Annotated in this window: 19 protein-coding genes and 2 pseudogenes; 5 read left to right on the forward strand and 16 right to left on the reverse strand. The window is 34.1% G+C overall.

What is annotated here, in order from left to right; genetic code table 11:
• Positions 1-56: 56 nt before the first annotated feature.
• Positions 57-503, reverse strand: a complete 447-nt coding sequence (locus tag M3234_RS25935; RefSeq protein WP_262307445.1) for a VOC family protein — start codon at positions 501-503, stop codon at positions 57-59.
• A gap of 254 nt (positions 504-757) precedes the next feature.
• On the opposite strand from M3234_RS25935, the gene M3234_RS25940 reads away from it, so the two are divergent.
• Entirely contained in the window at positions 758-952 is a 195-nt protein-coding gene (locus tag M3234_RS25940) for a hypothetical protein (RefSeq protein WP_262307446.1), read from the forward strand.
• On the forward strand, positions 952-1,149 hold the full coding sequence (locus M3234_RS25945; RefSeq protein ID WP_262307447.1) for a YwbE family protein: 198 nt from the start codon (positions 952-954) through the stop codon (positions 1,147-1,149). The genes M3234_RS25940 and M3234_RS25945 overlap by 1 nt, the downstream gene beginning before the upstream one ends.
• Before the next feature lie 267 nt (positions 1,150-1,416).
• Here the strand turns inward: M3234_RS25945 and M3234_RS25950 are convergent.
• The 6 genes and pseudogenes from M3234_RS25950 to M3234_RS25975 all read right to left on the reverse strand — a co-directional run bounded on the left by M3234_RS25950 (position 1,417) and on the right by M3234_RS25975 (position 5,724).
• Positions 1,417-1,836, reverse strand: a pseudogene (locus M3234_RS25950) (GNAT family N-acetyltransferase).
• Positions 1,837-1,988: 152 nt separating this feature from the next.
• Positions 1,989-2,498, reverse strand: a complete 510-nt coding sequence (locus M3234_RS25955) for a hypothetical protein (RefSeq protein ID WP_285858765.1) — start codon at positions 2,496-2,498, stop codon at positions 1,989-1,991.
• A gap of 244 nt (positions 2,499-2,742) precedes the next feature.
• A complete protein-coding gene (locus M3234_RS25960; RefSeq protein ID WP_262307448.1) occupies positions 2,743-3,192 on the reverse strand; it encodes a GNAT family N-acetyltransferase in 450 nt (149 codons plus the stop codon).
• A gap of 98 nt (positions 3,193-3,290) precedes the next feature.
• Positions 3,291-3,688 (reverse strand): annotated as a pseudogene (locus M3234_RS25965) (hypothetical protein).
• Between the two features lie 265 nt (positions 3,689-3,953).
• The gene (locus tag M3234_RS25970) at positions 3,954-4,598 is read right to left on the reverse strand and encodes a histidine phosphatase family protein (protein ID WP_262307449.1); all 645 of its coding nucleotides are present in this window, start codon (positions 4,596-4,598) and stop codon (positions 3,954-3,956) included.
• A 340-nt stretch (positions 4,599-4,938) separates the two neighbouring features.
• The gene (locus M3234_RS25975; RefSeq protein ID WP_262307450.1) at positions 4,939-5,724 is read right to left on the reverse strand and encodes an SDR family oxidoreductase; all 786 of its coding nucleotides are present in this window, start codon (positions 5,722-5,724) and stop codon (positions 4,939-4,941) included.
• 346 nt (positions 5,725-6,070) lie between these two features.
• Here M3234_RS25975 and M3234_RS25980 point away from each other — a divergent pair, with 346 nt between their 5' ends.
• Both M3234_RS25980 and M3234_RS25985 read left to right on the forward strand, forming a co-directional pair.
• Positions 6,071-6,835: a DeoR/GlpR family DNA-binding transcription regulator gene (locus tag M3234_RS25980; RefSeq protein WP_262307451.1), complete on the forward strand. Its 765-nt coding sequence runs from the start codon at positions 6,071-6,073 to the stop codon at positions 6,833-6,835.
• 45 nt (positions 6,836-6,880) lie between these two features.
• The gene (locus M3234_RS25985) at positions 6,881-7,501 is read left to right on the forward strand and encodes an HAD family hydrolase (protein WP_262307452.1); all 621 of its coding nucleotides are present in this window, start codon (positions 6,881-6,883) and stop codon (positions 7,499-7,501) included.
• Between the two features lie 327 nt (positions 7,502-7,828).
• Here M3234_RS25985 and M3234_RS25990 read toward each other — a convergent pair whose 3' ends face one another.
• The 5 genes from M3234_RS25990 to M3234_RS26010 all read right to left on the reverse strand — a co-directional run bounded on the left by M3234_RS25990 (position 7,829) and on the right by M3234_RS26010 (position 10,112).
• On the reverse strand, positions 7,829-8,404 hold the full coding sequence (locus M3234_RS25990; protein WP_262307453.1) for a dihydrofolate reductase family protein: 576 nt from the start codon (positions 8,402-8,404) through the stop codon (positions 7,829-7,831).
• Between the two features lie 326 nt (positions 8,405-8,730).
• Positions 8,731-9,219 (reverse strand): hypothetical protein, encoded by a 489-nt coding sequence (locus tag M3234_RS25995; RefSeq protein WP_262307454.1) that lies wholly within the window; start codon positions 9,217-9,219, stop codon positions 8,731-8,733.
• Between the two features lie 101 nt (positions 9,220-9,320).
• Entirely contained in the window at positions 9,321-9,515 is a 195-nt protein-coding gene (locus M3234_RS26000; protein ID WP_262307455.1) for a hypothetical protein, read from the reverse strand.
• Positions 9,516-9,785: 270 nt separating this feature from the next.
• Positions 9,786-9,938 (reverse strand): YjcZ family sporulation protein, encoded by a 153-nt coding sequence (locus tag M3234_RS26005; protein ID WP_262307456.1) that lies wholly within the window; start codon positions 9,936-9,938, stop codon positions 9,786-9,788.
• A gap of 39 nt (positions 9,939-9,977) precedes the next feature.
• A complete protein-coding gene (locus tag M3234_RS26010) occupies positions 9,978-10,112 on the reverse strand; it encodes a YjcZ family sporulation protein (protein WP_396953996.1) in 135 nt (44 codons plus the stop codon).
• A 691-nt stretch (positions 10,113-10,803) separates the two neighbouring features.
• Between M3234_RS26010 and M3234_RS26015 the strand changes: the two genes are divergently transcribed.
• Positions 10,804-10,911, forward strand: coding sequence for a YjcZ family sporulation protein (locus tag M3234_RS26015; RefSeq protein WP_262307458.1), 108 nt, complete (start codon positions 10,804-10,806; stop codon positions 10,909-10,911).
• Between the two features lie 245 nt (positions 10,912-11,156).
• Here the strand turns inward: M3234_RS26015 and M3234_RS26020 are convergent, their stop codons facing one another.
• The 4 genes from M3234_RS26020 to M3234_RS26035 all read right to left on the reverse strand — a co-directional run.
• On the reverse strand, positions 11,157-11,276 hold the full coding sequence (locus tag M3234_RS26020; RefSeq protein WP_262307459.1) for a YjcZ family sporulation protein: 120 nt from the start codon (positions 11,274-11,276) through the stop codon (positions 11,157-11,159).
• A 36-nt stretch (positions 11,277-11,312) separates the two neighbouring features.
• Positions 11,313-11,411 (reverse strand): YjcZ family sporulation protein, encoded by a 99-nt coding sequence (locus tag M3234_RS26025; RefSeq protein WP_262307460.1) that lies wholly within the window; start codon positions 11,409-11,411, stop codon positions 11,313-11,315.
• 358 nt (positions 11,412-11,769) lie between these two features.
• Positions 11,770-12,315 (reverse strand): GNAT family N-acetyltransferase, encoded by a 546-nt coding sequence (locus tag M3234_RS26030; RefSeq protein ID WP_262307461.1) that lies wholly within the window; start codon positions 12,313-12,315, stop codon positions 11,770-11,772.
• A 279-nt stretch (positions 12,316-12,594) separates the two neighbouring features.
• Positions 12,595-12,952: hypothetical protein (locus M3234_RS26035; RefSeq protein ID WP_262307462.1), on the reverse strand; the 358-nt coding region annotated here is incomplete at its 5' end.

Genomic DNA, 12,952 nt, shown 5'->3' on the forward strand with positions numbered 1-12,952 from the left:
TAAATTAGGTTACCAAAAATAAACTGCGAAGCTAGTAAACTATATATAAAACAAAGTTACGAGTACAATTTCTCCCATTCACTCAAATACATTTTTTCTGGTTGGTCAATTTCTTTTGGTAATCTTGTAATAAACTCCAAATGGTTCCCATCTGGGTCGTCAAAGTAAATCATTGCGTGTGCTTGATTGGGTACAACAACGGGCTCCTCTGTTCCTTTATGAAATTCATCCCTTACTTCAATCCCTCGTTCCTTTAACCAAACTTTTGCTTTCTTAATATCATCTAATTCAACATAAAACGCAATATGTCTCAATGAAACGTGATAAGGAATTTTTGATTCTAGACCTTCCCATAAACCTACCCAACTTTTTCCTTCTTCAATCCAAAAAAAAGCTACTTTCTCATATCTCTTATATAATTTTAAACCTAATTTTTCATAAAACTCGATTGAACGTTCTAAATCACTAACCGGTAAGTGTGCTTCATAGAGTCCTTTTATCACTGACCTTGCCCCCAATGTTTAAATATTACTCGATTTATTTTAAATTTTATAAAATTCTTATTCAACATTCCTGCTTCGTTAGTGAATAAGGTAATAGTTTCTGAACCTTCCTACTTCGAATCGTAACAATGATTTAAATTATTTAACATAAAAACCATAATTTTCTGTCCATGTTTGCTTTCGATGTTCTTTCACAAAAAAACGAAAATAGACTATAATGGACTAACTATCATATTCAAAAAGGGGAAATTCCTATGACTGAGAATAAACAATCCGAAGCACAAAAAAAGAAAATCAGCCTACAAGAGGCAATGAAGCAGCAACTTGAAAACAAAAAGAACCAGACTTACTCTGATAAAGGAAAAGCGAATGCCGATCTGTCAACAAAAAAAATGAAAAGCCAGCAAACGAAAAAGCCAAGCAATACCCGCAGAAAAATGGGTGTATAATGAACGGACAAAATCGGAAAGACATATTACCAGGCGTAGCTGTTGATATTGTTTTAAAAAAGGATCAAAAAACGGGAAAGCTTACCAGGGGCATCGTGAAAGATATTCTCACCAAATCAAGCACCCATCCCCACGGTATCAAAGTCAGACTTACAAATGGACAGATTGGACGCATACAGGAAATTCACTTTAAATAAAAGTTGAGAAAAGCATTCAAGGATCAGTTCTCTGAATGCTTTTTTAATTATTATTTTTGAGAGGAACCTCATTTTTCACATTATGTGACTACAATTCTCATTTCTATCACCATAAAAATCACAACAGATATCCCTAATTCATCATTTATATTAGAAATTTATTTCTCCAATCTTAAACATTATTCTTCAAGTATCCTGCCCTTTCAATAAAAAATGACTACCGAAATGGCAGCCTGATCTTTAATTCTGCATCCGTTGAACAAGAACTTATTTAGATTTAAAGTAAATTATCTCAGGATCACCTTCATCTAAATTTTCAACATATCCACTTTTGATGAATCCATTTGCTTTAAAAACTTCTTGCATTCTTATATTTGATGTATTGGTTGAGGAAAAAATTTTCTTTGTTGGGGAAATGCTTATTAATTACTCAATAAGTGATGTAGCGTATCCTTTTCGTCTTTCAGTTGGTTTAATAATTATCAGTGAAATGAAGCTACAGTCAAAGAAATGAGTATCAAATATTAAAAAACCAACGATAAGATCCTTATCATTAGCAATGATACATCTCTCTTCTTCAATGGATTTCTTAATAAATTCACATCTGCTAATGTTACCGATTACTTCTTCATCAATTTTTACTATATCATCTAAATCAATTAATTGAGCCATTTTTAGGGAGTTCAATACAGTAGCCTCCTTAATTTTTTTAGATTCCTAAATTCGCTACTAAGTCCTTCTTACACTGCCTGTTACTTCAATAAGAAAAAAGACATCAATAACATCGGCATCTATAGCATTCGCCCCGTTAGCAAAAGAAGAGTAATTAAGCATACTCATTATTCATTAATTTCGTAAACCAATTTATCAAATAATTTTCCATCAGTATAAAGCAATATTGCCCATTCTCCAGGCTCTGGAACTTTTACATTAGAAGGCAAATGTGAATCCGCTCCATTTACTGCCCCCATTGCACCTCTTGTCCAGTACCAATTATTCGTATCACTATCAAACAATATTGGATGAACAGTTCTTGTTTCTTTATTGAAGCCAACAATGGTTAATTCAACTTTATTAACTCCCCAAAGATGCCACATCCATTTTTCGGTGTTTGAACTTTTCATTGCTTCACCAATAACCCCTGACTTATTTTTATTTCCGTAAATTCCTCTATCACCAAATTCAACACCCTTTCTGTCCCAATTAATTGTTTCAAAATCATTTACCTTAACAAAATCAGGAATACCTTTGGGTAAAACTATCTTACTTTCAACTGTTTCAGTTGTTGAGCAACCTACAACCCAAAAAGACATACACAAGAAAATAAATACCATAGACCTTATTTTCAAAAAATCATCCCCCTAAAACAAGACATATATTACTTAAATTGTTAATTATACCGAATTTACACTGTGTTTCTTAAACTAAACTCCCATTAGTGCAACAAGAAAAAGAATCGCCGCATCAATCCTTTCTTAAACTCAAGCCCCCGTTCGCTTAAGTACATTACTTCACAATCTCTTTTATTAATTAATTTAAGAAGGGCAATGCCTTTTTTAATCATTGCCCCAGGTAGTTGAAGAAATTTTACTGTTAATACGGATTTTTAAGTACCTTTTGCATAAATAGTTCTGGATTAACATTCTGTTCAAAGCCATATTGGCTATATAATGAATGTGCATCATTAGTAGCTAACATAAATCTACGAACTCCCTTTAGGTCAGAATGGCTTGTAATAATATCAATTAACCATTTTGATAGCCCTAATTTCCGATAATCTGGTAATATAAACACATCACAAAGATAAGCGAACGTCGCTAAATCAGTAATTACCCTTGCAAAACCAACTTGTACAAAAGCATCTGTACCTACTTCACCTTTATAAACTCCAAAACATAACGGAGAATTTTCAATTGCCTTTTTTGCTGTTTGCTTGGGTATTCCCTTTGACCAGTATGCTTCTTGACTCAAGAAGTTATGTATTAATGATAAATCTAAATAATCTTTATTCGTAGAAATTGAAAATCCATTATTAATCCACATATCTAATTTAAGCCCCCAATTTTTAAATTGTTCTGTAATTAATAAAACTCCTGTTCTAAATTATGTTTAACTAAACTGCTTCTTTCAAAAAGAATAGATCATTCTTTAATGGATTTGATGATCATCGTAGTCGGAAATTTCCTTGCCTTGTATAGAGAATAATAACGATCAGAGATCTCTTCACCAACTGTTTCAAATCCAGTTGAAACATCGCTTTCTATGACAGACTCAACTGTAAAACCTGCTCTTATTAGCTCATTTATGTAAGTTGCCATCTTTCGTTTAGGAATTATAACTGGTGCATCTTCTCCCTTAATGAATGACCGCTTCCACAACCAATATCAAGAACTTTTTTATTTATTATTTCATCAAAGAGTCCTAGCTCGTCTTCGGTTTGTGCAAAAGGACCATAACTAGGTAATGCATCCTTCCCATTAAAATGATGTGCAACTTTATCCCAGCTTTTTTTGTTTTGTTTAAGAATTTCAGTGGACAATCAACTTCCCCCATTTATAAATTTCATATATTAACGCCTCATTTATTAGCTAAATTTGTAACTGACAACCACATTTTAACATAAAACCCCAAATTATTATTCGTATATTCCAAAAAGACTGACAAGTAAAAGCCGCCCTTTGACGACTTTCCTATAATAGTTCTGATTAACAAACCCGTTTGTTTAATAAGGAACTCAACAAAAAAGGCCGCTAATCTTTCTTGATCAACGCACCCTTTAGTTTAAAAATAGAAAATATAAAGAATTAAGTAAAATAAGCATCAACTTTATATATACCGTTATTTTCTAGATGGGAAATGTCATTGAGCCTTGAAATAGTCTTCTCATTCCAATGATTAGTTCGCAGATGGGTTATACTGCAAGGTTGAATATCGAATGATATATTAAACATATCAGTTGAAAAACCTAGCCAACTATGAATAAGAGATATGATTGAATTACCGTGACTCACCAAAATAGTTAAGTCGTTTCTGTCATTTTTTATTTTATCTAGAAATTCTGAAAGCCGTTTTTGCATCATATTCCAGCTTTCTGCTTCAGGGTATGGAACCCAATCAAGTATAGGGTCAGTTATAGGATTTTTAATTTTTTTAGCCTCTTCTTTTGATAAGTTTGCTGCCATTCCATTATTCAATTCTCTTAATTCACTAACAACAACAGGCTTTTTCCCTAAAATATCACCAATATATTCTGCCGTTTCTTTAGCCCTGGATAAGTCACTGGTATAGAAATTAAAGGGGGTATCTTTTATTAATTGAGATAATCTTTCCCCCGTGCATTTCGCTTGTTGTTTACCAATCTCTGTTAATTTTGTATCTGTCCATCCACCTACTAATCCTTCCAATAAATGCTCAGCTTCACCGTGTCTAATTAGAATTAAATGCTTCATGACCTTCCCCTTTTTGATAATAAATTCAACATGCTTGTATTCGACAATCTTAGTTATTTTACCTATTAATATCTAAATTTCATTTGAACTAACCTGCTAGTTTGTTCAACAAGACTCTTACTCAATTCCCCATTTTCTCTCTTTTCGGTGAAGGTTCCTTTCGGATAAAGATCAAACCTTATCAGTTGAAGGTCGTTTCACTGTGGGGGCACAAAATTTGATCGTAAATAGGCATGCTTCAGCAAATACCAAAAAGCAAAAAAGGGAAAAAGAGATTTCTATCTTTTCCCTTTTTATTAACAGTCTCATTCCACAGGTTAAAAGAACCGGATGGGGCGTCCTATATGTCCATCTCCCACCACTTTTGTTCTTCCTGCCTCATCTGTTTCTCCATTTGCTGAGGATAAGCGGTTCGGAATTTATGATGGTCAGCTGGGATGATTTCTACCATTTTTGCAATTATATCTTCCGGGTCAAACTGGTTCTTTAACCCCTCTTCCGCTTTTTTTATATCCTCTTTTCTCGTGAAATTTTTCTCTTCATCGTACCATTTCCATAGCTCTTCTGCCGCTCGATCATTAAATCCTGTCTTGAAGGCACCAGGGTTAATGGTGGCAACTTTTACTCCAAATCCTTGAAGTTCTAACTTTAGTGTATGGGCAATGGCTTCTATTGCGTGCTTTGTAGCGACATATGGACCGCCATATGGAGATGCCAAAATTCCTGAAATTGAACTCATAAAGATGATTTTTCCGCTTGCCTTTTTAACCATCTTCCGTGCAGCTATCTGTGCTGTTTCTAAGGTTGCGAAAACATTTACCTCAAAAAGTGCCCGAAATCGGTCCATCGGTACTTCCCCGAGCGGCCCTCGTTCATTAATGGCAGCATTTGCAACAAATACGTCAAAATCATACTTCTCAATCTGTTCCAGATCCAAAGGGTTTGTAATATCAACTTTAATCACTTCTATATCCAATTCCAGGTCATTTGCTTCCCACATAAGGTCTGTTTTTTGAGAAGTCAGCTCAGTTGTCGCAATCACCCGATGCCCTTTTTTGGCAAGACCAATTGCAGCACCTCTGCCAAGCCCGGTGCCTGCGCCAGTAATGAAAATTGTTTTGCCCATGTTAAATTCCTCCATTCGAAATAGCATGCCAATTTAATTTTTCCCAATAGCAGTAAGGGCATACCACATACAAAACATGGGCAACTTTACCGATTCGTTTAGGATCAATGACGTTTTCGACTGCCTTGTTAGTGGGAACAACAAAAAAGCAGAGCACCCATATTTTATTTAACGCCCCCGTTACTTTAAGTGAAAACTTTCACTATTTCTTTAACATCGTAGCTATACCGAAAATCGCATTAATGACTTAAACTAACTTAATTAATGAGTTGGTTTTGATATATTTACTTAAAATAACTTCTTTATTAACTTAAAGTAACGTATAATATAATTGAGGAGGTTACTAATGAATCAAGAAGAGCGATTAATACGAATCCTTAATCATTTAGAATCTCATAAAACAATGAACATTAAACAGATGTGTGAATCGTTTAATATATCACGCGATACGGCAAGACGAGACATCGTTAAACTTTCACAAAATAAATCAGTGGTTAGAACCTATGGTGGAGTTTCTTTAGCATCTTTTCATAAGAAAATTGATAATTATGAAGAGCGATCACAGACGGAATTTGAAATGAAAAAATTAATTGGAAAGAAAGCAGCAAATATGATAGCTGACGATGATTTGATTTATTTAGATGTTTCCACCACAGTTCATTTTATTGCTCAATCGATACAGTCAAAACCTGTGACCATTGTGACGAATTCAATTGATACTGCTTATATGTTAGCCCAAACTGAGAATACAACGATTCAACTCTTAGGTGGAACATTAAATAAGTCATCCAGACATCTCGCTGGATATTCAACTATTGAAAAACTTAAAGATTATCACTTCAATAAGGTATTTATTGGAGCAGCAGGTATTACTGAGAACGGTTTATACTATGCATTTGAAGAAGATATTCATTTTAAACGCGAATTAATAAAGCATACTGACCAAGTTATTCTATTAGCTGACCATAGCAAAAATAATCATCGTCAGAATTATAGAGCTTTAACATTCGACTCCATTGATACATTTATTACAGATGAAGCTCCACCTAGTGATTTATTAAATATTATGGAAAAATGTGGTGTCGAGGTATTAATTGCAAGTAAGGACTAAAACGGGTCAGAGTATTTTTCATAATAAATTAAGAGGAGAGAGATTATGTATAATACGATTATTTATGACGTTGATGGAACGCTGATCGATACAGAAAAAGCAGTTTTAGGTTCACTCCAAAGTATGCTTAAAATAGATTACGGCAAAGTCGTCCCCCAACAAGATTTGTATTTTGTTCTTGGAATTCCTGGGTCTAAATCATTACCCCAACTTGGCATTAGTGATATAGACAGGGCAAATGAACGCTGGAATTACTTTATGAAGGATTTTTTTCATTCAATAGAAGTTTTTAGTGGCATTAAGGATGTATTAGATACCTTAAAGAACAGAAATATCATTCAAGGTATTGTGACATCGAAAACCTATGAAGAATTATTAAATGACTTTGTGCCATTTGGACTTTCAAGTTATTTAACACATACCGTGTGTGCTGATGATACAAAAAAACATAAGCCGCATCCAGAACCCCTCATAAAGTTCCTGGAGATTTCAGGTGCAGACCCAAAGAAATCTATTTATATTGGGGATACTATTTACGATTACGAATGTGCAAAGGATGCTGGAATAGACTTTGGCTTAGCTTTATGGGGCTGTAAAAATTACCAGAATATTCACACTAAATATAAATTTAAAAGACCACAGGATATAATTAGTTTACTCGATTAGGTTTTTTTCGGCAGTGGGGATATGAAACCTAAGTTTCTGACATGGATGAAACAATTTCAATCTATTACAAACATATTAATTAAGAAGGCTGCTGAGATTTCAGTAGCCTTCTCTTTATCTTGATAAACCATTTGCCCTTATTAAACTAACCTCCCCTTTCATTGAATAAAAAATGGCCACCGTAATGGCAGGCAGATATTAAAGGGACGCCTCAGATTGACTCGTAAAAAAAAAGCAGTGACAGACTAGGACTCGAAAGACCTAGACTGCCGCTGCTTTTATTGTGCTAACGTAATCCGTTAGCGTAATCTACTTTAGGAGACAAGGTCATCTAACCGTCTGGTAAACGAGGCCTATGGCTCCAGAATCAAATGTCTTGTTTTCGATAAGTTTAAGATTGATCCTCTCCTTGAGACCTTGAAATAACGGCAACCCGCTGCCGATCAGGACAGGAGAAACCGTTATTTTATACTCATCTATTAAATCAAACTGCATAAGGTAGTGTGCGAACCTAGGACTACCGAGGATGACCATATCCTTGCCTGGCTGCTGTTTGAGGTTCTTGATCTCTTCCTCGACATATTCATTCACCAGTCTGGAATTGTTCCATTCGACTTTCTCCAGCGTCGTGGAAAAAACGATTTTGGCTGTCTTTTCGATCCACTCGGCATGATTCCGTTCATGCTGCGAAGCTGATGGGTTCGAAGGCACAGATGGCCAGTAACTGTACATCATCTGATAAGTCCCGCGTCCCCAAATGACAGTGTCGGCAGTACTCAGAATTTCTTTCGCGTGTTTCTCCAAATCAGCATCGTAAGAAACCCAGCCAATGTCCATTTCACCGTTCGGCCCTTCTACAAAACCGTCAAGCGATGCGTGCAGAAATAGAACGAGTTTTCTCATTTTCAGTTCTCCTTTGTCCATGAGGGATATAAAACGTACTATATTCTTTATTCGTTCCCGATTAATAACATTTTTAATTTTACATTAAATAGTTTGTTAAAGAAATCAATAAAATTTTTAACAATAATTGTCACTAGATAACTGGAAATCGACCTACAAATTACCTTGCCATCAAATGTCACTTTTCTTAAACTCTTGCACCCGTTACTTTAAGTGTACACTTTCACAATCTTTATGAATTTAATACAAGGCTCTTTTAGAAATTATTGTTGAAAAAGAAGAATAAAAATCAGGAAAATCCTTTATTAAGGTTTCTCAACACTTGTTTAATTGACGTTTAACAGATGCTCTATATAAACAATCCCCATAAAAATTAGCCAGACTGATAATGGAATTGCCAAACTCTTGATAGCTTGTATTAACTTATAATTTTTATTGTTCTTTTGCAGAACTCTATCAGTAATAAAAAACAATATGGAAGCACCTAAACTATAAAATAGCAATACAAGACCAAAAACAACGTGTAAAATGCCAGACATAATTATTTCAGATTTACCATTTTCTATTTTTATTGAAACAAATTGACCAATTTTATCACTAATAATAGAGGTTAATACTCCGTAAATTAAAATAGCTGGAAAGCTGTACATCAAATAAACAGGCGTTGCTAATACAACGGCAAATAAGTAATTTGGTACTGAAGTGATAGCTTCACCAAAAGGATTAGGTACTATTAGTCCCAACAAAATTGCAAATAAAGAACCAGAGACAGATGCCGAGATAATTTTTCTTGATATAATTTTGTCCACCTCCATAAATATTTCGATAAAATAAGGAACATTGCATTTTTCTTAAACATTACTGCTCGTAAGTAAAATATTGTTACTAAACAGTATCTGTACTATATGCGTTTCACTTATCCTATTACTATACTGAATGAAATATTAAGTTTATCCCAAACCCAAGACTGAAAAATTCTATCTATTTCTATTTTTAGTGCTTCATCATCCAAATCCTTATCAATACCTAATTCTTTAAATGTAAATGTTTCTGTCGCCTCTGTACCTTCATATTTTGTACTATTGAATGAAAAAGTAACTGTCTTATTCATTGGTTCATCCTCCTATTTAAATCTGCATAAATTTTCCTTTATTTACAGTTTACCGTATTCCTCCTTTTTGCACTAACCTGCCCGTTTTGGCCCCCGGGGGCCAGCACAAATTAAATGCCATACCATACATAACTAGAATGCCATAAACACGCTCGGGTTCACAAAAATAGTATGCCAAAGTGTAAGTGAGTGGATGGGCTTCTTATAAAAAATTTTAATGATTCCACCATTAAACAGCAAAGGTCCTTAGAAAGGACCTTTTAAAACACATTAATAGTAGCAAGCACAACCAACAATTATTAACAGGATAAATAATACTACAATTAAAACAAACGGGTTACCGAAACCACAACCGCCATAGCCAAAACCGCAGCCGCCATAACCAAAGCCGCAGCCGCCCCCTCCGTATCCATATCCAAACATAAGTTTTCCCCTTTCTTATTAGTAATTATTTTCTTTTATTTAATACCAGCCACCACAAAAGGAAGCACCAATTATGACGAGTAAGATAAACAAAACAACGATTAAGGCAAATCCCCCGCCATATGCACCATCTGCCATAAACATACCCCCTCTCGGATTGTTATTATAACCTATGCAAATTACGAGTAATTGTATGGGCATAATATAAAAACTCCTGGAATTTATCTTCCAGGAGTATCCAAGAGTTCCATATCACCGTAGCTCTTCAGGAGGTTAATGTGATGTATTTCGGTACTATGGCTATCGGCATACAATACAGTATGACTTATAGCTTATGCTGTTTCGCCCTTTTATAAAATAATAAAAAAAGAAATCCTAAAGATTCCGTCACAATTAAACACAATCACATTATTAATTCTTTTCCCGTTTTAAACACTGTAAACCCTGTTCGTTTATTCGAGGATTTTCCTACTCTGATGTTATATCAGAAGGAAAAGCTGAAGTCATTTGCTGGAGCTGGGGCTTGTTAAAGTTCATTCAGCTGAAGTAATTAAAAAAATTATGAAGAATTGTTTCAAGAAAAAAAAGTTAACTCAATTTTGCTGAAGTTTGCAACTAAATGAGTACTTTGTCCGATCACTTTTATTGTTAGAAAATACTATATTATTACCATACCACCAGCTGCATCATCCGCATGATTTTACCTCTGAACGTCTGCATATTTTGCAGGCGTTTTATTGTGTGTTTCTTGGCTAAACGTTAATTGTATTCTTGTTATGGATGTTTGCCCAAACCAATCTTGTCCAAATTAATATAATTATATTGTAAAAATATTTTAGCGACATGCTAAAGGAGGTGATTGATTATGTCGGAACATCATCATCATCGTCATCATCATGGTTTTGCCTTAATTGTTGTATTGTTTATCCTGCTTATCATTGTTGGAGCAGCTTTTGTAGGCAGCTACTACTAGTAATAGCAGTGGACAGGTTAATTCATTTAACCTGTCCTTTAGTTCAATAAACCCGTAAAATGAACATGGTGTATAGCCTAGTTCACAAGAGATTAGGCTATTTTTAATAAATAAAAAGCCCCCCAAAAGCGGTGCAAATTTATATATATTTTACCTAACATTTTTATCCAATTCACGTTTTTTTGATAGAAAACGGAACCCGTTAGCCCTTTACATCCATTTTTCAATAAAATTCATATCAAATATTAATAGTAGCAAGATGCTCCTATGATGACTAAAAGGATGAATAACACAACGATTAAAACAAATGTCCTGCCGTAACCGTAACCTCCGTAGCCGTAGCCTCCACATCCCCAAAAGCACATAGTAAAAGCCTCCTTTCATAAGGAATTAACCTTGAATTAATACCAATAACCGACGAAAGCAGCTCCTACGATGATAAGCAGGATAAACAGCACTACAATTAAAGCAAAACCATGGCCGTGTGCACCATCTGACATTTAAACATCCTCCTTTCAATCCTTTTAGTTACAAGTTATGTAAATTAAAATTAGTTTGAATGGGATACCTGTCCATTAATTATAAATTTGGGTGCAATTCCAGCGTTTTTTGGGAACTGCGAAGACCATAAAAGTAACACGTATAAGGATTCCTGTTTATGATATATACCATGAAGAAAAACCTAACATTAAAAAAACTCTAAAAATGTTAAAAGGATTCAAATCATATTGCTTGTCATTTGCATTGTGAAGATATTCACTTAAACTAAACTGCAACGTTAGCTCAATAAAAAAGGATCGCCGCATCAACCCCGCTGTTCAACTAAAGCTGGTTTAGTTTAAGTGTAATTCTTCACATTCACAATGATCGATCTGGTAATCTTTTTTTTCGTAAAACAGTTATAAATCCATTCATAATATCGTGGCTAACAACAAAACCTTTCCGTTTATAAAATTCTAATGCGTCATTACCATTTGAAACAAAAATAAAATAATCCTCTATATCATCAAATTGGTTCAACCATTTCATTGAAATATCAAAGAGTACTGAACCAATCCCATATCGTCTATATTCTTCTTTTATATAAAACTGAGATAAACACCCTACATTGTTTCTATTCACTGAGGAAAGGTCAAAAAAAGTTGCGAAATCATTTGAGTAGACTTCTTTAGGAGAGATATTTGAATAAACATAACCAACTATTTTGTCACCATCTCTTACAACCACGATTTGATTATCTATTGCACTTTTTATAGAAGGAAGCATCCTTGTCTCAAAATTCATATCATCAAACAATTCAGGTGTAATTTTAGCCTTTGATTTTTGAAAAACCATAAGTTCATTACACAACTCTTTACAAGAGTAAGCTTTTTCAATTGGTATACTTTCATATTTTATATTCATTCTTTAATTTCACACCTTTTGATATCATACTAATAATTATAATCATTCCTTGGTTATCTAACAATTCTGCTCCTTTAGTACAACAAGAAAAGCTACCAAATGACAACTCTGTTCTTAACCTCTTGCACCCTTTATTTTAGAATACTCATTAAAAAAAACCCTTTATTTATATAATTTTATATAGAAGAAACTTGTGTTCTCACACCTCTATTTAGGTTTTTTTCCATCTGCTTACTTTTTAGGCTAAAACATATTTGTCTTTAGAGACAGAACCAATATTTAGAAGGTGAATAATATAACGTAAAAATTCTTAAGTGAGGAGATACGTGAATGTATTACAACTGGAACAATCTTAACCCGCATCCCCATAATAACTGGAACAACCATAATTGGAACAATTATAACCCGCATTCTCATAATAACTGGAACAACCATAATTGGAACAATCATAACCCGCATTCCCATAATAACTGGAACAACCATGATTGGAACAATCATAACCCGCATTCTCATAATAACTGGAACAACCATGATTGGAACAATCATAACCCGCATTCTCATAATAACTGGAACAACCATGATTGGAACAATCATAACCCGCATTCTCATAATAACTGGAACAACCATGATTGGAACA

The sequence above is a fragment of the Neobacillus niacini genome (assembly GCF_023715785.1).
GTDB classification, from domain to species: Bacteria; Bacillota; Bacilli; order Bacillales; family Cytobacillaceae; genus Neobacillus; species Neobacillus niacini_E.